Raw genomic sequence first — 23,778 nt, forward strand, 5'->3', positions numbered from 1 at the left:
TTTTTTTGTTTTTAGAATTGAACTTTCATATTAAAGTTATACTCTTTTGAGGTAGGCAAAACTCCGGTTTGAAAGCCCTGAAGATTTCCTGAAGAAAGTCCCGCTTCCGGATCAGCATAAGGTAAATTTTTATGAATGATCCATAAGTTACTTCCATTAACTGACAAAATCATATTAGTGATAAAAGTCTTTGCAAGGAATTTTGATGGCAATCTGTAGCTTAATCCTAATTCACGTAATTTCACATAAGAAGCATCGTAAACATATTGCTGTTCCGGCATGGAATTGTAAAATGAATATCCATTTGCTCCTTCTACACTTACCACTTTATCATTTGGAGTTCCGTCTTCTTTAACCCCAGACAACAGAATCCCTCCGCCGCTTGCAATCGGATTTCTTTGTGGATTTCCTAAATGGTTGTTCGAAACCGTACTTTCATAAATACCTGTAGTATGTCCGAAACGTTGGTCTAATGAATAAACGTCTCCTCCTTTTTTCACATCAATCAAAAAGTTCAATGAGAAATTTTTATACGTAATTACGTTGTTCAAACCACCAATCCAATCCGGGTTTATATCCCCAATTGTTGCTCCGGCCGTTTGCAAATATCTTCCGTTTGAACGAATTACTTTTTCTCCGTTTAAATAAGTAAATCCGGAACCGATCAACTGTCCGATTGGTTTTCCAACCTCAGCAACATATCCTACTCCCTGGAAAGATCCTAACGAAATTCTGTCAGCTCCTCCTAATGAAATTACTTCATTTTTATTGGTAGACCAGTTTACTTTTGCTTCCCAACTAAAATTGGCTGTTTTTACCGGAATTACAGACAAGGTCACCTCATATCCTTTATTCTGAACATCTCCTCCGTTTATCCAGGCTCTGGTGTATCCGGTTTGCGTAGGTGTTTCCACTGAAAGAATCTGGTTGGTTGTATTGCTTTTGTAGTAAGAGAAATCAAGACCTACACGATTATTGAACAATTTAAGTTCTATACCGGCTTCAACACCTTTTGTCAACTCACTTTTTAAATTAGAGTTACTTTTATTGTTTTCTGTAGAGAAACGAATTCCGTCAGGTCCAAAATTATCACCTTTTGGATAAGTTGCTGCAATCACAGCAAACGGAGCATCATTACCTGTTTCTGCATAATTCAAACGAAGTTTTCCAAAAGACAACCAATTTGTTTTAATGTGGTTACTAAAGATATAAGTTCCTGTAATCGAAGGGTACGTATAAGTACTATTACTTGATGGTAACGTTGAAGACTTATCTACACGATAACTTCCCTCTAAGAAATAAGTTTCCATAAAATTGAAACTCGCATTAGCATAAACACTGTTGGTACCGATGGCTACTTCTGACTCACCAGGGCTGTTGATTTTATCAATAGAATTACTCAAAGCGTAAATTCCAGGCACTACCAGTCCGCCATTTGTGGCTGCAAAAATTGACTTACTCACTGAACGTCTTGAATTAGCTCCAAGCATTCCGTTGAACTTAATTCCGTCTGTAATATTGGTTTTAAAATTCATGATCAAATCGAAGTTGATCTCTCTGAACGTTTTATCAAATCTGGTATACTGTCCAAGTGCATTTGGTGTTCTTTTTGATCCCACAGCAATACGCTCTTCCTGTAACTGACTATAGGTATCTATAGCACCCTTACCTGTAACATCAAACCAATCGGTGATTTGTGTACTCAAAGCAAAGTTTCCGAAAAAACGATCACGATCTAAAGTATTGTAGTTGTTGTATCTTTGAAAATATGGATTGTCATGAAACTGCAATGTTAAATCATTTGGTCCTCCAACACTCCAGGTTGTATTTTTTCCTGTAAGGTCATAAGCATCTTTTAAATCCTGAAAATCTACACTTGTAGAGTACCATTGTCTGATACTGCTCAGATAGTTATTTCCACCGTCACCATAACCAGTCTCATTCATTCCTTTCGCATTTGCTTTTAAATAATTGGCCGATGCTGAAATTTTAGTTTTTGGCAGAATGTTATAGCTTCCTGAGAAGTTAAAATTGTCTTTACGATTGTTGCTGTTTGGCAAAATCCCCTGATTCATGTTATAGTTCGTATAACCAAATCTGAAATCTCCTTTTTCACCTGATCCGGTAAAAGCGATATTATTAATAAACGTTAAGCTCTTTTGATAAAAATCATTTGGATTTTTCTTTACTGCTGTCCAGGGAGTAGCTTTTCCGTAACCCGGTAATTCAGGGTAAAAAGAACTCCAGTTGTACACTAACAAATTAGGATCAAATTTAGGTCCCCATGAAGCATCATCGGTTGCAGCATACGGATGTACTCCACTTCCTAAATCTACTGTGCCATAGAAGTCACCATATCCACCACCGTACTGATTTTGATACTCCGGTAATGTTTTTTTATCGACTACACCAACAGTTACTCCGGAGCTAAAACTTACGCCTAAACCTCCTTTAGATTTACTTCCTTTTTTTAGCGTTACAAGGATCACCCCGTTTGAAGCTCTTGAACCATACAAAGCAGAAGCTGCAGCTCCTTTCAGCACGTTCATCGTTTCGATATCGTCAGGATTGATATCCGAAGCGGCATTTCCGTAATCGTATCCTCCTGTGTTACCTCCGCTTTTCTGATCGGCACTATTGGTATTGTCATTATTCAACGGAATACCGTCTACAATCCATAACGCCTGATTATTTCCAGTTAAGGAAGTAGTACCACGAATCACCACATTCGTTGAACCTCCAATATTATTGTTACGTCTGATTTGTACACCGGCAATTTTACCTGAAATCGCATTGGCAACGTTACCATTGTTTACTTTGGTCAGGTCTTCTCCTTTAATTTCCTGAGTGGCATATCCCAAAGATTTCTTTTCTCTCTTCAACCCCAGAGCGGTAACGACAATTTCCTGCAGCTGCTCTGAAGCAGGGGATAAAGAAACATTGGCAGTGTTCCCCGTAACGGTTACCTCTACAGCCTTCATGCCAATATAATTAAAGATTAAAACAGCATTTTGACTTGTCTTTATAGAATATTTACCGTCAAAATCAGTTTGAGCTCCTGTTTTTGTTCCTTTGATCAATACACTCGCACCCGGTAAAGGTAAGCCTGCATTATCTGAAACAATTCCCGATACAACCCGCTCCTGTGCGAGCGCAAATTGTGCTAGCAGTACAAAAAAAAGTACTACCGTTTTTCTTTGAAAAAACTTGAATTTCATAAAATGGTTTTATAATTAGTATTGGCAAATGTTTTGCTTTTTTGATAATTTTTATGATAATATATTATCGCAAAAACCTATTATATTACCCTTTTGTTACATATTTAATATTTTACATGTATTATCTTACCCTTTCAAATTCGCGCAACATACGTGCTTATTTTCTTACTTTTTATGTTTTTTTAATTGATTTTAGACCACAAAAAAAGGGAGAAATCCTTTTTACAGAAATTCTCCCTTTTTTTATGCTTTTAAAATGATTTTATTTCGCTCCCGGAGGACACTTTTCTTCAATAAATTTTATAAAAGTATCGACTAAATGTTTTCGGGTTCCTTCGCCTTCATGAATGCTGTGCGTACGATTTGGATAGATCATTAAATTAAAAACTTTGTCGTATTTTATCAGTTCATCAATCAAAACTTCTGCATTTTTATAGTGCACATTATCGTCGCCGGTTCCGTGAATGTAAAGCAAATTTCCTTTTAAGTTCTTTGCGTGTGTTACGGGTGAAGCCTGAATGTAGGCGGCTTCATTCTCGTCCGGCAATCCCATATAACGTTCGGTGTAAATATTATCGTAAAAATGCTGATCGGTAACTGCGGCGATCGCTACACCGGTTTTGTATATTTCAGGGTACTGAAACATCAGGTTCAAAGTTACGGCTCCACCTCCGCTCCATCCGTGTATGGCCACTCTGTTCGTATCAATAAAGTTCCATTTCAGTACTTCTTTGGCCGCCATAGCCTGATCACGGGTGTTGATGATTCCAATATTTTTATAGATTGATTTTCTCCATTTTCTTCCTTTCAAAACCGGAGTTCCTCTGTTGTCCATGGCAATCCCAATGTATCCTTTCGGAATCAACAAATCAATAAATCCATTAAAATAAGGCATGTCATTCGCTACCGAAGCCATTGGCTCTCCATAAACATAAAAGAACACCGGGTATTTTTTTGTCGGATCAAAATCAAGAGGTTTTGCCATGATTCCATCGATTTCAACTCCGTCGACAGTGGCTACTTTGAATTTCTCTAATGAAAAGTCACGTGTTGGTTTTACAAAAACATCAGCTTCTTTTGGCAGTATTTTTTTATGATCGGAAAGTGAAACTAAGCGTACATTAAAATCACGATTGATATTAGAATTGGTGTGTTTGGCGTACGATCCGTCTGTCGAAAACTCATATTCATTGGTTCCTTCAAATACTTCCGGAGTTATTCTTTTGGTTTTAAGAGAATTAACATTCGTCTCATACAGATAACGCTGCGTAGCATCTTTTGGACTTGCGATATAATAAATTGATTTTGTCTTGTCATTATAAGCTTTAAAATAAGCATCGAAATTTCCGGTTGTGATCAGTTCTTTCTTTTTTCCGTCACGGCTTATTTTGTACACATGCATCCAGCCATCGGCATCTGAACTCCATAAAAAAGATTTACCATTGTCTACAAACTGACAAGGGAAACCATCGTACACGCCAGAGGAAATATCAAAAACATCAATCCATTCTGCTGACTTTTCCTGATATACCAAAGTTGCCTTTCCGGATTGTGTATTGCAATTGTAAATCGAAACCTGATTTTGATTTCGATTCAATTGTATGGCCATTACCTCATCTTTTGCCACCCATTCCATACGAACCAAATAATTATTATCCGGTTCTCCCGGAATATCAAGCCAGTTGGTTTTTAAAGAAGTGATATCAATAACTCCAATTTTTACAGCAGAAGGTTTTTCTCCAGCTTTAGGATATTCTACCGGAATTACAAATGGATATAAAGCAGCTGTATTGTTAATCATTAAGTGAAACTTTGTCTCCGAAGCATCTACACGCCAAAAAGCAATACTTTTACCATCAGGACTCCAGCGAAATCCGTCACGCGCAGCCAATTCTTCTTCATAAACCCAGTCAAAAGTTCCATTGATTACTTTATCAGTTCCATCTGTCGTTAAAGCGGTAATCTTTCCTGACGCCAGATTTTCAAGGTAAATATTGTGTTTTGAAACGTAAGCCACATTTTCGTTATCCGCAGAAAATTTGGCAAACATTAAAGAAGACTCTTCTAAACTGGCTCCCAATTTTCTTCCTTTTCCGGTCGTCAAATCAAAAAACCAATAGTCACCTCTGGTATTGGCTCTCCAGACTTTTTTTGAGTTGGTATACACCAGAACTTTACTTTTATTCTGGTTCCAGACTAATTCTTCTACTTCTCCGTTAAACCCTGCTGTTGTGAGCTGTTGTTGGGTTAAAACAGTGGTATTCTGATTGAGTTTATCCACATCATACACCAAAATATCCTTTCCTGAATTTACCCAAAATGAATGTGAATTGGGCAGCCACTTTAATTCGTTAATATTAATATCTTTTTGAGCCAAAATGCTCGAGCAAACCAAAAGAAGCAGTAAGAAGTGTTTTTTAATCATGGTTTATTTAGTATTTAATAGCTGTTCTATTTCTTCAATTTCAATAGGCAATCCTTCAGATAAATTAATGTTTCCGTCTTCGGTTAACAAATAATCATTTTCCAGTCGGCAGCCGATTCCTTCTTCCCGAATATAAATTCCGGGCTCGCAGGTAAGCACCATTCCTTTTTCAAAAGGTTTGGAATACAATCCCACATCATGAACATCCAGTCCCACAAAATGAGCCGTTCCGTGCATGAAGTATTTTTTGTACACAGGATTTTCGGGGTCTTGCGCTTCAATTTCTTCCAAAGTAATCAAACCTAGTTTTACCAGTTCGGCTTCCACCAGACTTGCCATCTGCAATTCGTACTCTTTCGATAAAACACCCGGTTTTAAAAATTTTGATCCTTCTTTCAGACAGTATAAAACCGATTGGTAAACTTCTTTCTGACGAGGAGAAAATTTTCCGTTTACCGGAAGACAGCGCGTAGTATCAGAATTGTAATTGCCATAACAAACCCCAAAATCGACCAAAAGCATATCGCCGTCCTGACAAACTGAATCATTGGTATTGTAATGTAAAGCACAGGCATTCCTGCCCGAAGCGATAATAGGTTTGAAGGCATGACGATTTCCTCCGTTTTTGATGTAATGGTACGCCAGCTCAGCTTCCAGTTCGTATTCTTTCACATTAGGTTTTACTGCTTTTAACAATGCTTTGAATCCTTCGATACTTATGGCCACTGCTTTTTGAATCAAAGCGATCTCTTCATCTGATTTTACAGGACGCAGCTCTCTTGTTATTTTGGCTACACGTTCGTAGTGATGCAACGGATATTTTTGTTTGCACCACTGAATCATTCGATCCTGGCGGGTATTCATTTCCGAAGTTATTCTTTTAATGTGCTCGTTGTGTCCCAGATAAATGGCATCGGCCTCAAAGGCAAACAGCTGTAGGGCTTTTTCAAATTCGTGTATCCATTTTACATTTTTAATTCCGGAAAGCGCCGTAACTTTTTCTTTGGTCAAGAAATCTCCATCCCATATTAATGTATGTTCAGTGACTTCTTTTACAAATAAAACAGCTCTGTTTTCTTCTTTAAAAGCATCGGGATAAAGTACCAAAATGGTTTCGTCCTGCTCAATTCCGGACAGATAAAACAAATCATTATTTTGCGCAAACCCCATGACATCATCTGTATTATTGGGCATCACATCGTTTGAAGTAAGAATAGCCAAACTATTAGTCTGCATTTTTTCGATAAACCTCTTACGGTTATTTTCGAATAAAGAAGCCGGAATTGAATCGTATCTCATAATTTATAATTGAAACATTTTAGTATCAACCGAAGTTTTTTTGCCTGAAATAATCTCTGTGATTATTTTTCCGGTTGCCGGTGCAAGGCTTAAACCCATCATCGCATGTCCGGTGGCGAAAGTCAAATTTACAACTTTTTTGGCACGGGTGATGATTGGCATTCCCGAAGGTGTACAAGGTCTGAAACCAAACCAGGTATCCTTATTTTCAGGCATTCCTACCTGCATATCGGGATAAAACTCATTGATACTGTTTATGATTCCCTGTAATCTGTTCTTATTGATTTTGGTATCTCCGGTATGGGTAATCTCCATAGTTCCCCCAAAACGAATATCATTGTTCATAGGGGTTACAGCTACCTTTCCTTCACATAGAATCGAAGGAATCGAAGGTTTATGATCTTGATCCTTCAGTGTGAAACTGTATCCTTTTCCCGGTAAAATAGAAACTGAAATCCCGAGTTTTTTAGCCAATGAAGGACTCCAGGAACCGGCCGCCAACACAACTTCATCTGCGCTAAATGTGCCTTTATCTGTTACGACCTTTGTAATTTTATGATGATCGAAAGTAAAATCCTGTACTGTTGTACCGGAGTGAATTTCTACTTTTAAATGCTTTAATTCTTCTTTGATAAACTGCATGAATTTCTGTGGGTACAAATGGGCATCGCCTTTATAGTGTATCCCTCCTAAAATATCGGTTTTAGTACCGTTCTCTAATTTTGCAACTGCTGCCGCAGAAAGATAATCTACTTTTAAACCCAGTTTTTCGGCTTCTCGTCCTTCATGAAACATTTCATGTGCTACTTTATCCGTTTTATACAACATCAGAAGTCCTTTTTCTTCGTAGAAAAACGAATTGTTTTCTCTGGCAAAATCCTGATACAATTCTTTACTCAACAGTGACAAATCACGTAGTGCAGGCATTGCATTTGCGACGTGTTTCTCATTGGCATGTTTGTAAAACTGCAGCCCCCATTTCATCAAATTGGCATCTAATCTCGGTTTTACATAAAACGGACTCTGACTGTCGAACATCCATTTGATTCCCTGAGCAATCATACCGGGCTGTGCCAACGGAATAATATGCGACGGAACGATCATTCCGGCATTTCCATAAGAACAACCGTCATCCATAGGAGACTGATCAAAAATAGTTACCTCATATCCTTCTTTAGCCAGATAATAAGCGGTACACAAGCCTATTATACCTCCTCCAACTATACTTATTCTTTTCATTTGTACGAAATTAAAAAATTCATTGAAGAAGAATCTTATCCTCCTTCAATGAATCTAAATTTTTAATATTTTTTAAATTACCTGAAAACCATGAGCATACGGATCATTTGCTTCATCGATGATGATGGTGTTGTAACCGTATACTTTTGCCCAGCCCTGAATACTTGGTACAATAGCGGGAATTTCTCCAATTGAAGTTTCCTCCACCACTTTTCCAATGAACTTACTGCCAATATAACTTTCGTGAATAAAATCTTCTCCTACTTTAAGTTTCCCTTTGGCATGCAGCTGCGCAATTCTCGCTGATGTTCCGGTACCGCAAGGAGAACGATCGATGGCTTTGTCTCCGTAGAAAACAGCATTTCGACCTGACGATGTTGGATCTAAAGGCTCTCCCGTCCAAAGCATATGACTCACATCACGAATGGTATCATTTTCCGGATGGATAAAATAGTCCGGATATTTCGCATTAATTCTCTTACGAACTTCCTGACTCAGCTGGATAATTTTACCTGCCGAAAAATTTTGAATTCCGGAGAAATTCTCTTGTGGATCCACAATCGCATAATAATTTCCTCCATATGCCACATCAAAAGTAATTTCTCCCAGTTCAGGACAATCAATAGTCAATCCTTCTGCTGCTAAATAGGACTTTACATTGGTCAGACGTACCCAGTCGACTTTGTTTCCGGTTTGCTGGTACTCGATATTCACGAGACCGGCAGGAGCTTCCATTCTTATTTTTCCCGGTATTTTTGGGGTAATCAAACCTTCTTCAATGGCAATGGTAATGGTACCAATAGTTCCGTGACCACACATTGGCAGACAACCGGAAGTTTCGATAAACAAAATTCCGAAATCATTTGCAGGATCGCTTGGCGGATATAAAATACTTCCGCTCATCATATCATGTCCGCGGGGTTCAAACATTAAGCCTTTACGGATCCAGTCAAATTCTTTTAAAAAATGCTGACGTTTTTCGCTCATGTTAGCGCCAGTCAAATTCGGCCCACCGCCTGCCACCACTCTTACAGGATTCCCGCAAGTGTGTGCATCTACACAAAAAAAAGTCTTCTTTACCATTTATACTATCTGGGATTTTGTTTGAATATTATTTAAGGTTCTTAAAATCTGTAATGGATTCTCGTTTTGCAATTCTGCAGGTAATAATTCATTGGGCCAATTCTGATAACTAAACGGTCGAACCCAGCGATAAACGGCATGAATTCCAACGGCAGTAAATCTCGAATCAGAAGAAGCTGGATAAGGCCCTCCGTGAATCATTGAAGGACAAACTTCAACTCCTGTAGGAACACCGTTAAAAATCAATCGTCCCACTCTACTCTGCATCGCTGCAATTAATTCGTCCTGATTTTTCAATTCCTCAGGCTCTCCAATAATAGTACCTGTCAACTGCCCGTCTAATTGATTGATAATCGTCAGCAATTGTTGTTCATCATCGCATTGCACCAGTACCGAAACAGGTCCGAAAACCTCATGACTTAAGATTTTATTCTCTAAAAAAGTTTTCCCGTCTACGGTTAAAACTTTCTGTACTCCGTAATTTGGTGCCGCGTCACCTTTGTATTCTGCAATTTTTGCAACACCTTTCTGTGCCAGCATAGTTGCTGATCCTTCTTCAAAACCTTCTTTCATTGAAGGATGCAACATACAAAATGGTTCTATTTTTTCAATGGCCTGAGTTAATTCTTCTGAGAATTTATTCAACTCAGCTCCTTTAATTCCAAACAGTAATCCTGGATTGGTACAAAACTGACCTGCTCCAAGCGTGATAGATCCTGCATAAGCCGTAGCCCATTTTTGACTGTTTACCTTTACAGCATTTGGCAAAAGCACCACAGGATTTACACTTCCCATCTCGGCAAAAACCGGAATTGGCTCCGGTCGCTGTGCTGCCAAATCAAACAAGGCTCTTCCGGCACGGATACTTCCGGTAAAACCAACTGCTTTTACCAACGGATGTTTCACCAATGCAGTTCCAAGAGTTGTTCCCCCACCAATAAGATTGGAGAAAACACCCTCTGGCATATTTGTTTTTTGTGCTGCTTTTATAATAGCCGAAGCAACCATTTCCCCTGTTCCCACATGCATCGAATGACTTTTTACAATCACAGGACAACCCGCCGCTAATGCTGAAGCGGTATCTCCACCAGCTGTTGAAAATGCAAACGGAAAATTACTGGACCCAAAAACCACCACCGGGCCAAGGGGTACCAAAATTTTACGCAAATCTTCTTTTGGTGCAGGAACCCTGTCTGTTATTGCCGTATCAATTGCAGCCTGAACCCAGCTCCCTTCAATGAGCATTTGGGCAAACGCGCGTAGTTGACCAACCATTCTTCCGCGCTCCCCCTCCGCTCTGCCCATTGGAAAGCCGGATTCACTGCAATACTGAACTAACAAATCATTTCCTAAAGCTACGATTTCGTCAGCGATAGCATTTAAAAAACCGGCTCTTTCTAAACCGGAACATTTTTTATACGTTCCAAATGCCTGATGAGCCAAAGCAACTGCTTCTTCAATTTCTTCATGAGTTGCTTCTGTAAAAACCCAGGGATTTTCGACATTCTGCTGCGGATTAAATGTTTTAAATGTTTTATTGCCCCCAGCTTTTAGTGTACTTCCCACGTAATTTTTTCCTGTAATCATATTTCTTTTTTTGTTGTTTGAATAAATACTTTACAATTCTTAAAAGAAGAAATTTGTAAAACCAATTGTATCAGCTTACTTACTGTTACAAGTTTTTATAATCAGGCAAAGTTGGTCTTGATGCTAAGGATTTGGCAATAATATCTAAAACTTTTTCTCTTTCAGCTCCCTGAAGCGGTAATCTTGGTGCGCGAACATATTCTGTCCCGATACCTGTTGCTACTTCTGCAAGCTTAATATTTTGTACTAAAAATGAATTAATGTCTAATTCTAATAAAGGAAGAAACCATCTGTATATTTTCAAAGCCTCATCAATTCTTCCGGCTTTGGCTAATTTGTATATCGCAACAGTTTCTTTTGGAAAAGCACATACCAGACCAGAAACCCATCCGTCAGACCCCATCAGCAAACTCTCTAAAGCCAGAGTGTCTACTCCTGATAAAATCTTTAATCGGTCACCGAAACGGTTAATCATTCTCGTTACATTTGAAATATCTCTTGTTGATTCTTTTACGGCCTGAATGTTATCAAATTTTAAAAGTTCTTCAAACATATCCAGTGTAACTTCAATTTTATAATCTACCGGATTATTGTATATCATTATTGGAAGTGATGTGTTTTTTGCGACTTCAGAAAAATACGTTACCGTTTCAAAATCAGAAGCTTTATAACGCATTGGAGGCAGCATCATCAATCCTTTTGCTCCATCTTGTTCGGCTTTATTGGCTGCTAAAATTGCGGCACGTGTAGTTTGCTCTGCAATATTCATAATCACCGGTACCTGATTGTTTACCAGGCTAACCGTATTTTTCACCAATTCTCTTCTTTCCTCTTCCAAAAGAGTACTGGCTTCTCCTAATGTTCCGCCCAGAATTATTCCTTCAACACCTGCTTCTAATTGTGCTTGTAAGTTAACTTCAAACATTCCGAAGTCTAATTTATCATCTGCAGTAAATTTGGTTGTTACTGCCGGCATAACGCCTTTCCATTGAATACTCATAATATCGATTTTAATTAAAACCAAAATTATTTATATTGAACAAAGCAAGAGGCTTAAAAATTACCTCAAAACAATACTATATTACCCTATATAAACTGATTACACAAAAAACCAATTAATATATTGCTATTTTTTTGACAAAATAAAATATATTTGAATGAACTAACCTTGACCAACCATGAAAGTTTTTCCATTTAAAATCCCTAAATCGGGAGAAGATCCTCTTATATATCAAGAGGATAGAGAGATCGTTTTTTACGACAAACTCCATCAGCACGAAGAAATACAAATTAGTTTTATCGAAAAAGGACAGGGTGCCATATTTGCCGGAGATACCATCTCGCATTACCGCGAAGGCGATATCTTAATGATTGGAAGCAATTTACCTCATGTTTTCAGAAGTGAAGTATATGATAATGAATCTTCCATTATGCGTACCTTATTCTTTACCACGAACTCATTTGGAAAAGATTTTTTTTCGCTAACCACTTTCAAAAACATCCAGCCTTTTTTAGAAAACAGCAAAAATGGATTTATCACCCACAATCCTCCTAAAAAAATCGTCAAATCTTTTAAAAAACTAAACAAATCAGACAACTACGAACGCTTCATTTTGTTTCTGGAAATCATAAAGTGGCTTTCTAACAGCGAGAGAGAACAGCTCTCCAACCATTTGTACGATAAAAAAATCACAGATAATGAAGGGAAACGAATGCAGACGGTATTTGAACATGTAATGACCAACTACCAAAAAAACATTAACCTGGATGAGATTGCCTCGATTGCCAATATGACTAAAAATGCGTTCTGCCGGTATTTTAAAGTCCGGACCAACAAGTCCTTTTTCCAGTTTTTAATCGAAGTGAGAATCGAACACGCTTCCAAGCTGCTGGCCAACAACAGTGAACTTTCGGTTCTCGAAATTGCCGAATTATGTGGCTTTAACAACATTTCCAATTTCAACAGAAAGTTTAAAGAACTCAAACAGACCTCTCCATTGCAATACCGAAAACTGAATCTATAAGTAGTTTACTGTGGCTTAACCGCAAGGGACGCAAAGTTTTTTTGTCTAAGTTTACACATATAAACGCAAGGGACGCAAAGCAATAAGATAAAGCTTTGCGAACCTCGCGTTTATATAAAATCTAATAAGTAAAAACTCCTTGCGTCCTTTGCGGTTAAATATTCTCACTCCTTACGCGATCCTAAAAACGCTACTCAATAGAAAGCCTTGTCATAATAGGATAATGATCTGAGTTTTCGAAGTCGGAAAAACTTTCAAATTGTTTGACTTTCATCTTACTATCCGTAAAAATATAATCAATACGTGCCGGATAATAACGAAACTTATAGGTGGCTCCAAATCCTTCTCCAGCTTCTTCAAAGGCGTCTTTGAGTTTTCCTTTGATATTTCGGTACACATACGAAAACGGACTATTGTTCATGTCTCCACAAATAATAATCGGGTTTTCGCATTGTTTGATATTTTCTTTAAAGATCTCGGCTTGTTCTTGCTGCTGTCTAAATCCTTTACTGATTCGGGTATAAATTAACTGCGATTTTTCCTGATTGACATGATCAATATTATCTGAAATATCACTTACATCCGGCGAAATTTTTATAGACTGCAGGTGCATGTTGTACACCCGAATAACCTCTTTACCTCTTTTAATATCGGCATAGATTACGTTATTATCTGAGTTTGGAAAGATGATATTTCCCTGATTAATAATAGGAAATTTTGAAAAGATCGCCTGACCGGTTTTAATTTTATTTCCCTCGATGAAAATGTAACGATGCGGATACACTTTCAAATCCAGATGAGCCGAGTTGGAATACTCCTGAATACACAGAATATCCGGGTCTTTTTCGTCGATAAAAGCTTTTATATTGGAAGGAATATCGTCGCGGTCGAGCCATTTAAAGACATTAAAAAGACGCACGTTATAACTCATTACAGAGAAATCTCTCTCGTCCCTAACATATTCTTTTGTCGAGAATTTATAAAATTTACTGATAAAAGTAATTCCTGTTAACAATACCAAACCGGATAAAATAAGACGTTTTTTAAACTGAATTCCCCAATAGACAAAGAACAAACCATTGAGAACGAAGAAAGCCGGCATAAAGAGCGTTAAGACCGATAGAAGCGGAAAACTCTTTGGTGCCAGAAATGGTAAAATATAAATACTAAAGGTCAGTACAGTTAGCACTATATTCAAAAAGAACATTATTTTATTAAACCATGAAAGGTTTTTCATATTGCGGGCCTAAAACGATTATTTTCCAGCTTTAAATAAAAACTCTTTTTCTTCTTTTGTCAGACAATCATAACCGGACTGGCTGATTTTGTCTAAAATTTCATCAATTTGTTGTTGCGTTTTATCTTTCGTAACAATTCTTGACGTCACTTTTTCAGTAGGTTTTTTGTAATTTTTATGAACTTTTGTGAATGGGGTCGACGGGGATTTTTTAAACAGATTGGCAAAGAAATCTAATGTTCTGGAAACAATTTTACTAAGATCTGTACCGTTTTGAAGCAGCTTGATAAAAAGAAATCCAAAGAAAGCTCCTGCCAAATGCGAGATATGTCCTCCGGTATTGTCTAAACGAAACTGCATTAAATCAAGAACCAGAATCACAGCTGTAATGTGCCAAAGCTTTACATTGCCTATAAGCAATAAACGCACATTCATCAAAGGCTGATAAGTGGTAACACCCATCAGGATTGCCATGATTGCAGCTGAAGCTCCAACTATAGGCGCTGAAATATTTAAAAAATAAAAACTCAGTGCAAAAACAATCCCTGAAAAAATGGCTCCTAAAATATACAATCCGAGATATTGTTTTTGGGTAAAGAAAGTCAGGAATAGCTGACTCGCAAAATTCAACACCATCATATTAAACAATAAATGCAGAAAGCCATAATGAAAGAAAGCATACGTCAAAAACGTCCAGGGCTTGAACATAAAAACGGCAGGATCTGATGACAATGCCAGCCAGTTCGGAAAAGCAAACTGAGCTGTAGAAAAGTTATAGAATAACACTAATGAAATCAGGAAACAACCAATGTTCCAAAAAATAACACGCATGGCTATTCCGCCTAATCGATATTGTAATTTTAAATCATCCAGAATGTTCATAAAAGCTTTCTTTAGTTTTTATTTGCAATATTAAAGTTAAAAATTAATTCCAACGATTGTTATTAAACTGATTTTTTTTCCAGTACCACATCATGAAGTACCCAATGACCGCACCTCCAATATGAGCGAAGTGAGCAACCCCTGTACCTCCTCCTCCAAATATAGAATCTCCTTTGAAACCTAAAAACAAATCAATGGCTAAAATTCCTGGTACAAAATATTTCGCCTTAATCGGAATTGGTATAAACATCAGAGCAAGCTCAGCATTTGGAAACATAAAAGCAAAAGCCACCAAAAGTCCGTAAATAGCACCCGAAGCTCCTACCATTGGCACCTGAGTAATTACAGAAGCATTAAATAATCCTTTAAATCCTTCTTCAGTAAGATTGGTCTTTCCAACCCCTTCCAATATTGGCTTAATTTGATCAAAAAACAAATCGGATCTAAAACCCGACCCGTCACTAAAATTTACATTTAAGATCTGATGTAATGTTGCATCTGATAACCCTAAGCTTCTTACCGGCTCTAAAGCTGCCTGGAATTGCAAATAATTTACCCCTATTTGCAATAAAGCGGCACCTAATCCACAGGAGATGTAAAAGAAAATAAACTTCTTTCCTCCCCAAAAATGTTCCAAGGCCGATCCGAAAGAAACCATCGCAAACATATTAAAGGCAATATGCAAAATACCGCCATGCATAAACATGTGTGTTATGGGCTGCCAAAGTTTAAAAAAATCGCTTTCCGGAAAAAATAGTGCAAAAAACTGCTCGGAAACAGGCACTAACTGCGCACCAATAAAAAATATGATATTAATTATAAGCAGTTGTTTTACGACAGGAGTCATGTTGTTCATCATAAGGCAAACTTTTTATCTATATCTTCTACACGCATCGTGATGAAGGTAGGTTTTTGAAAAGGTGAAATGTTTGGATCTTTGCAGGCAAATAATCCGTTAACCAGATTGTCCTGTTCTTTTTCGGTTAAATACGATCCGGTTTTAACCGCTAAACTTTTAGCCATCGACTTGGCAATGGTATCATTCTGACTGTAACTGTTGGCCGGAATTCCGTCCTGCAAATCACTTAATAACTGTTCGATAACCAGAGAGACTTCGCTTTCGGTAATGTTTACCGGAATTCCGGAAATCACAATATGATCGGTTTGCGCTTCATCAAAAACGAAACCGGTTGTTTCTAAAGAAGGTTTCAGTTCTTCGATCAGTTTCATTTCGGCCGAAGAATAAAATAAATTCAACGGGAACAATAATTGCTGACTAGAGGCCTGATTAACGGTCATATTCAACAAAAACTGCTCGTACAAAATACGCTGATGTGCTCTTTGCTGATCGACAATCACCATTCCGGATTTAATTGGCGATACGATATATTTTTTATGAATCTGATAGGTTCCCTGACTCGCTTGTTCAATTTCATTATCGTTAAATAAGGAGGAGGTCACTTCTTCGTTTTCGAAGGTAAACGGTGAACTTTCGATACTTTCTGTCTCTAAACCGGTATACAAACTTTCCCAGCTTGCCGTTGGCTCGACTCTTTTAGAATAACCGGAATAAGAATTTGCTCCTGAGCTATAACTTGAACCTGAACCTGAATTGGAACCCGAGCCAGATCCTGAGCTAAAACCAGAACCCGAACTAAAACCGGAACCTGAGCCCGATTTCGCATAATGCTGATTGGTTTTATCATCTGTAAACGGGTTAAAAGTCCCGTCAACCTGAATCGTTGGCGTTTCAGCTTCTAAATCTTTATAATGGTACGGAGTATCTAAATTGGCGTCACGTTCAAAATCTAAAACCGGCGCGACATTAAACTGCCCCAAACTGTGTTTTATAGAGGCTCTTAAAATAGCGTACAAGGCCTGCTCATCATCAAACTTAATTTCTGTTTTGGTAGGATGAATATTGATATCAATCGTATTGGGCGGAACTTTCAAATATAGAAAGTAACTTGGCTGCGAACCGTCTTTCAAAAGTCCATCATAAGCCGCCATTACTGCATGATGCAGATAACCGCTTTTAATGAAACGATCGTTTACAAAAAAGAATTGCTCTCCTCTGCTTTTCTTTGCAAACTCTGGTTTGCAAACAAATCCCTGAACGTTAATGATCTCTGTATCTTCACTTACCGGAACCAATTTCTCATTGGTTTTACCGGACATGATTCCCACAATTCGCTGACGATAACCTGCCGCTGGCAAATTATACAATTCGCTTCCATTGTGGTAAAAGGTAAAATGAATATTAGGATGCGCCATTGCCACACGCTGAAACTCGTCCATAACATGACGAAATTCCACCGTATCCGATTTTAAGAAATTACGACGTGCAGGAATATTAAAAAATAAATTTTTAACCGCAAAAGAAGTTCCTTTAGGCAAAACAGCTTCTTCCTGCGACACAAATTTACTTCCTTCAATTACAATATGCGTCCCCAGTTCTTCCTGATCCTGTTTCGTTTTCATTTCCATGTGCGCAATCGCCGCAATAGAAGCCAATGCTTCTCCACGAAACCCTTTAGTATGAAGCGAAAAAAGATCTTCGGCCTGGCGTATTTTTGAAGTAGCGTGACGTGCAAAACACAAACGTGCATCAGTTACACTCATCCCCATTCCATTATCGATAACCTGAACTAATGATTTTCCGGCATCTTTAATAATCAATTTAATGTCAGTTGCTTTCGCATCAACAGCATTTTCTAACAGCTCTTTTACAACCGAAGCAGGTCTTTGAACCACCTCTCCGGCAGCAATTTGATTCGCAACGTGATCAGGAAGTAATTGAATGATACTCGACATTAAAAAATTTGGGTTAAAGGTTGTCCATCGATTTTTATCGAAAATAATCGGTAAAATCTCAGGGTAATATTATTATTTCAATTCTGGTTTTTGAAACCAAGGTGTACAAATTTAATGAATTTCTGTTGGCTTTTTAAACAACAGCTATCATAAAAAAAACAAAAAACCTATACTATTTTACACAGTATAGGTTTTAGTATTATTAAAACAATTGTGTTTTATTCGTTCTCAATTTTTCTTGGCTTATCTTCGATCTGAAGTGCTCCTGAAGACAACAATGGTTGATTGAACGGGTGTGACATAGAAGCCTGTTGGCGAATATAAGCCATTTTGATTGCAGCGATTGCCGCCTCAGTCCCTTTGTTTCCGTGAATTCCTCCACTTCTGTCAATGGACTGCTGCATGTTATTGTCTGTTAAAACACAAAAAATAACCGGAATATCAGTCTGAACATTCAAATCTTTTATGCCCTGAGTAACACCTTCACATACAAAATCAAAGTGTTTTGTTTCTCCCTGAATCACACATCCAATTACAATTACCGCATCAACGTTTTGCGTTTGCAGCATTTTCTTGGCACCATAAACAAGCTCAAAACTCCCCGGAACATTCCAGCGGATAATTTGATGAGCCGGAACTTCACAATCTGTTAGAGCGTCAAAAGCGCCATTATAAAGTCCTTCGGTAACCGTTTCATTCCATTCAGAAACAACAATCCCAAATCGAAAATCTTTCGCATTTGGGATTGTGTTTTTATCGTATTCTGATAAATTTTTATTTTGAGTAGCCATCTGTATATTTTAGAGTATAAATTTTAGATTGCTAAAATACGAATCTAAAATCTAAATCTGAACTCTGCAATTAAAATTATTGTGCTAATCCGATCAATACATCAACAGCAGCAGCTTCCGGAGTTGCGTCGTAGTTGTCTTTGATATCTGTTAAGTACTTCAAAGCATCTTCTTTTTGACCTAAAGCCAAAGCTGTTTTACCTGCTTTTAGTAAGAAACGAGGAGTAGTGAAATCATTTTTATTAGATTCAGCTGCTTTCACGTAATAGTCTAAAGCTTCTTTTTGTTGGTTCTTTTGAGAATAAGCATCTCCAATAGCGCCAATTGCCAAAGCTCCTACAATAGCTTCTTTTGATTTAAATTCTCCTAAATATTTAATTGCATCATCGTATTTACCAATGTTCAAAGAAGCAATACCTGCGTAATAGTTCGCTAAATTTCCGGCGTCAGTTCCTGAATATTCATCAGCGATTTTAACGAAACCGAATTTACCTTCAGAACCATTTAAAGCCAATTTGTACAGAGAATCACTTGCTACACCATTAGTCGCTTTTTCGAAGTTTTGCTGAGCAACAAACATTTCGCTTGCAGCCTCATCCTGCTTAGGATTTTCAACAAACTTCTGATACGCTAAATATCCTATAGTAGCAATTGCGATACCAGCAACTAAACCAATAATGATTTTTTGATTTTTAGCTACCCAATCCTCAGTTTTTGAAGCAGTTTCATCTAACTTTGAAAAAACACCTGCTGTTGTACTGTCTTTCTCGTCAATAACTACCTGTGTTTCCTCATTTACTTCTTTAACTTCTTTCTCTTTTGGTGCTTTATATCCTCTTTTATTGTAAGTTGCCATTTAAAATTAATTTAGTGAACGGCAAAAATAAAATTTTTATTGAAACCGACGTAAAAAAAATCAATTTTATCACTATTTTAGAAAAAATAATTTCATCAACAACAAGTCCTTCCTCCTCAAGCTGAAAATAATTCCGCTTCAAACCGATCAAAAGCCTTTTATATCGATAATTTTCGATAATTTGCACCCTCAAATTTTTGCTATTCAAAACAGGATTTTCCTTAGCTATTAGCTAGATTTTTTTGCCACAGATTTCACAGATTCTCACAGATTACAAAATTATCATGCTGGATTTAACAAAGAAATCTTTTAAAAATCATTTAATCTGCGGCAAAAGAAACCAGTAACGCGAGGTCTAATTAATAAACATCCTATTTTTCCCTTAGAGTTTCCAAAAAAATGTATTTAAACAAAATTTCTTTATTCAATTATAAAAACTTCTCCGAAATCAATTTTGATTTCGACCGTAAGATCAATTGTTTTGTCGGCAAAAACGGAATTGGAAAGACCAATGTACTTGATGCCATTTACCATCTGGCCTACGGAAAAAGTTACTTCAATCCTTTGGCCGTTCAAAATATCAAACACGGAGAAGAGTTTTTTGTAATCGATGCCGAATTAGAAAAAAACGACAGGACTGAACAGATTGTCTGCAGTTTAAAAAAAGGGCAGAAAAAGGTTTTAAAAAGAAATGGCAAAGCTTACGATAAATTCTCTGATCATATCGGATTTATTCCGCTCGTTATTATTTCCCCTGCCGACCGTGATTTAATTGTGGAAGGAAGCGAAACGCGCCGTAAGTTTATGGACAGTGTGATTTCGCAATTGGACTCCACTTACTTGCATCAGCTCATTCAATATCAGAAAGTAATTGTACAGCGTAACGCACTGCTGAAATATTTTGCATTGAACCATACTTTTGATAATGATACTTTATCCATATACAACGAACAGCTAAATACTTTTGGTCAATCGATATTCGAGAAACGAAAAGATTTCCTGGAACAATTTATACCTATATTTAATGTACATCATCAGGCCATAACCGGATCGGAAGAAACCGTACAGTTGGTTTACGAAAGTAATTTGTTCGAAAAAGACTTATTGAATCTGCTTAAGGAGAACATCAACAAAGACCGGGCATTACAATACACAAGCGTAGGCATCCACAAAGATGACCTCTCCTTTGAAATTGATTCACATCCCATTAAAAAATTCGGATCTCAAGGGCAGCAAAAATCTTTCCTGATTGCTTTGAAACTAGCTCAATTTGAATTTTTAAAAAAACAAAGCGGCGTAAAACCTCTGCTGTTGTTTGATGATATTTTTGATAAATTAGATGAAAACCGTGTGGCTAAAATTATCGAAATGGTTAACAGCGAAACTTTCGGACAACTTTTTATCTCAGACACACATCCTGAACGAACCGAAGCTATTGTAAAATCAACACATCAGAGTTACAAAATATTTAAATTAGACAATTACGCCAATTAGATAATGTGTCAATGAGATAATTAAATAATGATTTTGAATTATCTCATTAACTAATTGACTAATTAAAAATCATTATTTTAGCAGTTCTATTTTTTAAACACAACCTTATGAAGTTCACTAAAATTCTATTCCTTATACTTTCGGTCGTATTCATTTCCTGCAACGAAAAAAAATCCGGTATCATTGAAGAAATTACTCCGAAGGATTTTGCTGAAAAAATTAAAACAACCGAAAATGCTCAAATACTGGATGTTCGAACTCCGGAAGAATTTGAATCCAATCATATTGAGAATGCGGTGAATGTAAACTGGAACAGTGAAGATTTTGAAACCAAAGTCGCGGCTTACGATAAATCGAAACCCGTTTTTGTATATTGTTTAAGCGGCGGAAGAAGTAAAAAAGCAGCTGCAAAACTTAACGAATTGGGCTTTACCACCATCTATGAATTAGAAGGCGGTATCATGAAATGGAATGCAGAAGGATTTTCCAAACCTTCAACAGCTAACGCAGGAATGACAATCGATGATTTTAACAATTTACTAAAGACAGACAAAAAAGTTCTGGTAGATTTTTATGCAGAATGGTGTGGTCCCTGCAAACAAATGGAACCGTACCTTTTGAAAATGCAAAAAGAAATGGCAGACAAAGTAGTTATCATTCGTATTGATGTGGACAAAAACGAAACTTTAGCGACTCAGATGAAAATCGAACAGCTTCCTACTATGATTTTATACGAAAACAAAGCCGAAAAATGGAAAAACATCGGCTTCATCAAAGAAGAAGACTTAAAAAAACAACTGCAATAACAGAGAAGATATGTTAACGAAAGAATCATTGCAATTTTTAGACGATTTAAAGAAGAACAATAATCGGGATTGGTTTCTGGACAACAAGAAACGATATGAAGTTTTCAAAAAAGATTATCACCAATTAGTTAGTGATTTACTGGATGCAATGAAACCCTTGGATCCAGCACTGGAACTATTAGAAGTCAAAAACTGTACTTTCAGGATCAATCGTGATATTCGGTTTTCTAAAGACAAATCGCCATACAAAGCACATTTAGGAATCTGGATGTCTTCAGCCGTCAAAGGCCTCAACCGAGCCGGATATTATGTACATATTGAAAAAGGAGCCAGTTTTATTGCGGGAGGGTTTTATTCGCCTGAAGCCGAAGATCTGAAAAAAATACGCAAAGAAATTGCTTTTTTCCATGAAGATTTGGAAGCGATACTGGCAGATAAAAAATTCAAAAAGGAATTTAGCAGTCTGGATGTCAATGAAAACAACGCTCTCAAAAACCCGCCAAGAGGGTATGAAAAAGACCATCCTGCCATTGCGTTTTTAAAATTAAAAAGCTTTACAGCTACCCAAAAATACAACATCGACGAAGTGACTCAAAAAGACTTCGTCTCGAAAATGAGCCAAAAACTCATCGCTTTAAAACCTTTAAACGAATTCTTTAATCGCGCTTTAGACACTGAGGAATTTTAGAGAAAAACACCGCCACGAATTCACAATTTATTTAAATAATTCGTGAATTCGTGGCGGAAAAAACTTCAAAAAGGATATACTGCGCCCCAGAAATGTGAGATAAAGTTTGGCGACAAATTTCACCGATTGCTATACATCAAAAAATCCATTAAAAATCTTTTAATCTGTGGCAAAAAAATTAAGTTTGCCGAATGAAAAAAAGAAAAATACTTTTTCTGGGAGAGTCCTATCGTGCTGACGCCATTACATGGATGAAAGGCCTTGAAGAATTTGGCGGTTTTGAAATTTGCACCTGGGAACTTCAAACACCCAACCATTCCAAACTCAGCCGATTCAGACGTATTTTAGAATATCTTTTCTCTCCTCTTTCGATTCGGAAAAAAATCAAACGGGAAAAACCGGACATGATTATTGCCGAAAGAACCACCAGTTATGGTTTTCTGGCAGCAATTTCAGGAATGCATCCTATTGCAATTGCACAACAAGGCCGAACTGATTTGTGGCCGGAAGGATCAATACTACTTCCCTTTAAAAAATTCATTCAGAAACACGCTTTCAAAAAAGCAGATTTAATACACGCCTGGGGACCTGTTATGACCATTTCGATGAAAGCAATTGGCGTAGACATGAGCAAAGTTTTAGTGCTCCCAAAAGGAATTGATTTATCTCTTTTCACACCATCAATCAGTAACTCAACAAAAATCGAAGCGATTGTTACACGTTCTTTGCAACCCGAATACCGTCATGATTCCATTTTAAAAGCTTTTGGCATTTTACATCAAAAAGGAATTGACTTTTCATTAACCATTGTGGGTGACGGAACCCGACTACAATCTTTGAAGGACTTAGCCGCAGCATTGCAAATTGAAAATAAAGTAATTTTCACCGGAAGAACTCCAAACACTGAACTCCCTAAATTATTACAGCGATCCAACATTTACATCAGCATGCCCATTACCGAAGGAGTATCGGCATCCTTATTTGAAGCCATGGCCTGCAACTGTTACCCGGTAGTTTCGAACATTCCCGGAAACCAAAGCTGGATCAAACATCGTGAAAACGGACAATTGATTGAAATTGACAATATCGAAATGTTATCCGAAGAACTAATCTGGTCTTTTGAAAATTCGGAATTACGAAATCAGGCTATCATCCGAAATAGAAAATTTGTGGAAGAAAATGCAAATTACAGCACCAACATGAAGATTATTTCTAATAGGTATCATCAGCTTCTGGATTTACAAAGAAATTAAGCTTTCTCAGAAAAATCTGTAAATCCCTCAACAAAAAAACGTAACTTTTCTTCCGTCGCAACGACCTACTTATTTCATTGAA

18 protein-coding genes are annotated in these 23,778 nt (G+C 37.3%); 5 read left to right on the forward strand and 13 right to left on the reverse strand.

Features of this window, described 5'->3' with window-relative positions; genetic code table 11:
- Nucleotides 1-11: 11 nt before the first annotated feature.
- The 7 genes from C245_RS0101620 to C245_RS0101655 form a co-directional block, all read right to left on the reverse strand.
- Nucleotides 12-3,218 carry a SusC/RagA family TonB-linked outer membrane protein gene (locus C245_RS0101620; RefSeq protein WP_017494840.1) on the reverse strand — a complete coding sequence of 1,069 codons (3,207 nt, stop codon included), beginning with the start codon at nt 3,216-3,218 and terminating at the stop codon, nt 12-14.
- Nucleotides 3,219-3,480: 262 nt separating this feature from the next.
- Nucleotides 3,481-5,643: a DPP IV N-terminal domain-containing protein gene (locus C245_RS0101630; protein ID WP_017494842.1), complete on the reverse strand. Its 2,163-nt coding sequence runs from the start codon at nt 5,641-5,643 to the stop codon at nt 3,481-3,483.
- 3 nt (nt 5,644-5,646) lie between these two features.
- Nucleotides 5,647-6,942 carry an aminopeptidase P family protein gene (locus tag C245_RS0101635; protein ID WP_017494843.1) on the reverse strand — a complete coding sequence of 432 codons (1,296 nt, stop codon included), beginning with the start codon at nt 6,940-6,942 and terminating at the stop codon, nt 5,647-5,649.
- A gap of 3 nt (nt 6,943-6,945) precedes the next feature.
- Nucleotides 6,946-8,181, reverse strand: coding sequence for an FAD-binding oxidoreductase (locus tag C245_RS0101640; RefSeq protein WP_017494844.1), 1,236 nt, complete (start codon nt 8,179-8,181; stop codon nt 6,946-6,948).
- A gap of 72 nt (nt 8,182-8,253) precedes the next feature.
- On the reverse strand, nt 8,254-9,264 hold the full coding sequence (locus tag C245_RS0101645) for a 4-hydroxyproline epimerase (RefSeq protein ID WP_017494845.1): 1,011 nt from the start codon (nt 9,262-9,264) through the stop codon (nt 8,254-8,256).
- On the reverse strand, nt 9,265-10,851 hold the full coding sequence (locus C245_RS0101650) for an aldehyde dehydrogenase (NADP(+)) (protein ID WP_017494846.1): 1,587 nt from the start codon (nt 10,849-10,851) through the stop codon (nt 9,265-9,267).
- 85 nt (nt 10,852-10,936) lie between these two features.
- Nucleotides 10,937-11,851 (reverse strand): dihydrodipicolinate synthase family protein, encoded by a 915-nt coding sequence (locus tag C245_RS0101655; RefSeq protein WP_026109803.1) that lies wholly within the window; start codon nt 11,849-11,851, stop codon nt 10,937-10,939.
- A 178-nt stretch (nt 11,852-12,029) separates the two neighbouring features.
- Here C245_RS0101655 and C245_RS0101660 point away from each other — a divergent pair, with 178 nt between their 5' ends.
- Nucleotides 12,030-12,875, forward strand: coding sequence for an AraC family transcriptional regulator (locus C245_RS0101660; protein WP_017494848.1), 846 nt, complete (start codon nt 12,030-12,032; stop codon nt 12,873-12,875).
- A gap of 190 nt (nt 12,876-13,065) precedes the next feature.
- Here C245_RS0101660 and C245_RS0101665 read toward each other — a convergent pair whose 3' ends face one another.
- The 6 genes from C245_RS0101665 to C245_RS0101690 form a co-directional block, all read right to left on the reverse strand.
- Complete coding sequence (locus tag C245_RS0101665) at nt 13,066-14,082, reverse strand: endonuclease/exonuclease/phosphatase family protein (RefSeq protein ID WP_085950927.1); 1,017 nt, start codon at nt 14,080-14,082, stop codon at nt 13,066-13,068.
- 48 nt (nt 14,083-14,130) lie between these two features.
- Nucleotides 14,131-14,994 (reverse strand): rhomboid family intramembrane serine protease, encoded by an 864-nt coding sequence (locus C245_RS0101670; protein WP_017494850.1) that lies wholly within the window; start codon nt 14,992-14,994, stop codon nt 14,131-14,133.
- A gap of 43 nt (nt 14,995-15,037) precedes the next feature.
- Nucleotides 15,038-15,850, reverse strand: coding sequence for a rhomboid family intramembrane serine protease (locus C245_RS0101675; protein WP_026109805.1), 813 nt, complete (start codon nt 15,848-15,850; stop codon nt 15,038-15,040).
- Nucleotides 15,850-17,808 (reverse strand): DNA mismatch repair endonuclease MutL, encoded by a 1,959-nt coding sequence (gene mutL / locus C245_RS0101680; RefSeq protein ID WP_017494852.1) that lies wholly within the window; start codon nt 17,806-17,808, stop codon nt 15,850-15,852. The genes C245_RS0101675 and mutL overlap by 1 nt, the downstream gene beginning before the upstream one ends.
- Nucleotides 17,809-18,026: 218 nt before the next feature.
- A complete protein-coding gene (gene ribH / locus C245_RS0101685) occupies nt 18,027-18,599 on the reverse strand; it encodes a 6,7-dimethyl-8-ribityllumazine synthase (protein WP_017494853.1) in 573 nt (190 codons plus the stop codon).
- A gap of 76 nt (nt 18,600-18,675) precedes the next feature.
- Entirely contained in the window at nt 18,676-19,455 is a 780-nt protein-coding gene (locus C245_RS0101690; protein ID WP_017494854.1) for a tetratricopeptide repeat protein, read from the reverse strand.
- Between the two features lie 399 nt (nt 19,456-19,854).
- Here C245_RS0101690 and C245_RS0101700 point away from each other — a divergent pair, with 399 nt between their 5' ends.
- The 4 genes from C245_RS0101700 (at nt 19,855) to C245_RS0101715 (ending at nt 23,696) form a co-directional block, all read left to right on the forward strand.
- Nucleotides 19,855-20,949: a DNA replication/repair protein RecF gene (locus C245_RS0101700; protein ID WP_017494856.1), complete on the forward strand. Its 1,095-nt coding sequence runs from the start codon at nt 19,855-19,857 to the stop codon at nt 20,947-20,949.
- Between the two features lie 107 nt (nt 20,950-21,056).
- Complete coding sequence (locus tag C245_RS0101705; protein WP_017494857.1) at nt 21,057-21,755, forward strand: thioredoxin domain-containing protein; 699 nt, start codon at nt 21,057-21,059, stop codon at nt 21,753-21,755.
- Nucleotides 21,756-21,765: 10 nt separating this feature from the next.
- The gene (locus C245_RS0101710; RefSeq protein ID WP_017494858.1) at nt 21,766-22,443 is read left to right on the forward strand and encodes a DUF2461 domain-containing protein; all 678 of its coding nucleotides are present in this window, start codon (nt 21,766-21,768) and stop codon (nt 22,441-22,443) included.
- Nucleotides 22,444-22,634: 191 nt separating this feature from the next.
- The gene (locus tag C245_RS0101715) at nt 22,635-23,696 is read left to right on the forward strand and encodes a glycosyltransferase (protein WP_017494859.1); all 1,062 of its coding nucleotides are present in this window, start codon (nt 22,635-22,637) and stop codon (nt 23,694-23,696) included.
- Nucleotides 23,697-23,778 lie beyond the last annotated feature (82 nt).

Source organism: Flavobacterium sp. WG21, from assembly GCF_000335775.1.
Classification (GTDB): domain Bacteria; phylum Bacteroidota; class Bacteroidia; order Flavobacteriales; family Flavobacteriaceae; genus Flavobacterium; species Flavobacterium tructae.

Excerpts from the sequence above, each read along its gene's own strand:
- ribH (WP_017494853.1), bottom strand. The coding sequence starts at position 18,599 with ATGGCTACTCAAAATAAAAATTTATCAGAATACGATAAAAACACAATC.
- C245_RS0101710 (WP_017494858.1), top strand. The coding sequence starts at position 21,766 with ATGTTAACGAAAGAATCATTGCAATTTTTAGACGATTTAAAGAAGAAC.
- C245_RS0101660 (WP_017494848.1), top strand. The coding sequence starts at position 12,030 with ATGAAAGTTTTTCCATTTAAAATCCCTAAATCGGGAGAAGATCCTCTT.
- C245_RS0101670 (WP_017494850.1), bottom strand. The coding sequence starts at position 14,994 with ATGAACATTCTGGATGATTTAAAATTACAATATCGATTAGGCGGAATA.
- C245_RS0101650 (WP_017494846.1), bottom strand. The coding sequence starts at position 10,851 with ATGATTACAGGAAAAAATTACGTGGGAAGTACACTAAAAGCTGGGGGC.
- C245_RS0101705 (WP_017494857.1), top strand. The coding sequence starts at position 21,057 with ATGAAGTTCACTAAAATTCTATTCCTTATACTTTCGGTCGTATTCATT.
- C245_RS0101635 (WP_017494843.1), bottom strand. The coding sequence starts at position 6,942 with ATGAGATACGATTCAATTCCGGCTTCTTTATTCGAAAATAACCGTAAG.
- C245_RS0101640 (WP_017494844.1), bottom strand. The coding sequence starts at position 8,181 with ATGAAAAGAATAAGTATAGTTGGAGGAGGTATAATAGGCTTGTGTACC.
- C245_RS0101690 (WP_017494854.1), bottom strand. The coding sequence starts at position 19,455 with ATGGCAACTTACAATAAAAGAGGATATAAAGCACCAAAAGAGAAAGAA.
- C245_RS0101715 (WP_017494859.1), top strand. The coding sequence starts at position 22,635 with ATGAAAAAAAGAAAAATACTTTTTCTGGGAGAGTCCTATCGTGCTGAC.
- C245_RS0101700 (WP_017494856.1), top strand. The coding sequence starts at position 19,855 with ATGTATTTAAACAAAATTTCTTTATTCAATTATAAAAACTTCTCCGAA.
- C245_RS0101630 (WP_017494842.1), bottom strand. The coding sequence starts at position 5,643 with ATGATTAAAAAACACTTCTTACTGCTTCTTTTGGTTTGCTCGAGCATT.
- C245_RS0101665 (WP_085950927.1), bottom strand. The coding sequence starts at position 14,082 with ATGTTCTTTTTGAATATAGTGCTAACTGTACTGACCTTTAGTATTTAT.
- C245_RS0101645 (WP_017494845.1), bottom strand. The coding sequence starts at position 9,264 with ATGGTAAAGAAGACTTTTTTTTGTGTAGATGCACACACTTGCGGGAAT.
- C245_RS0101675 (WP_026109805.1), bottom strand. The coding sequence starts at position 15,850 with ATGAACAACATGACTCCTGTCGTAAAACAACTGCTTATAATTAATATC.
- mutL (WP_017494852.1), bottom strand. The coding sequence starts at position 17,808 with ATGTCGAGTATCATTCAATTACTTCCTGATCACGTTGCGAATCAAATT.
- C245_RS0101620 (WP_017494840.1), bottom strand. The coding sequence starts at position 3,218 with ATGAAATTCAAGTTTTTTCAAAGAAAAACGGTAGTACTTTTTTTTGTA.
- C245_RS0101655 (WP_026109803.1), bottom strand. The coding sequence starts at position 11,851 with ATGAGTATTCAATGGAAAGGCGTTATGCCGGCAGTAACAACCAAATTT.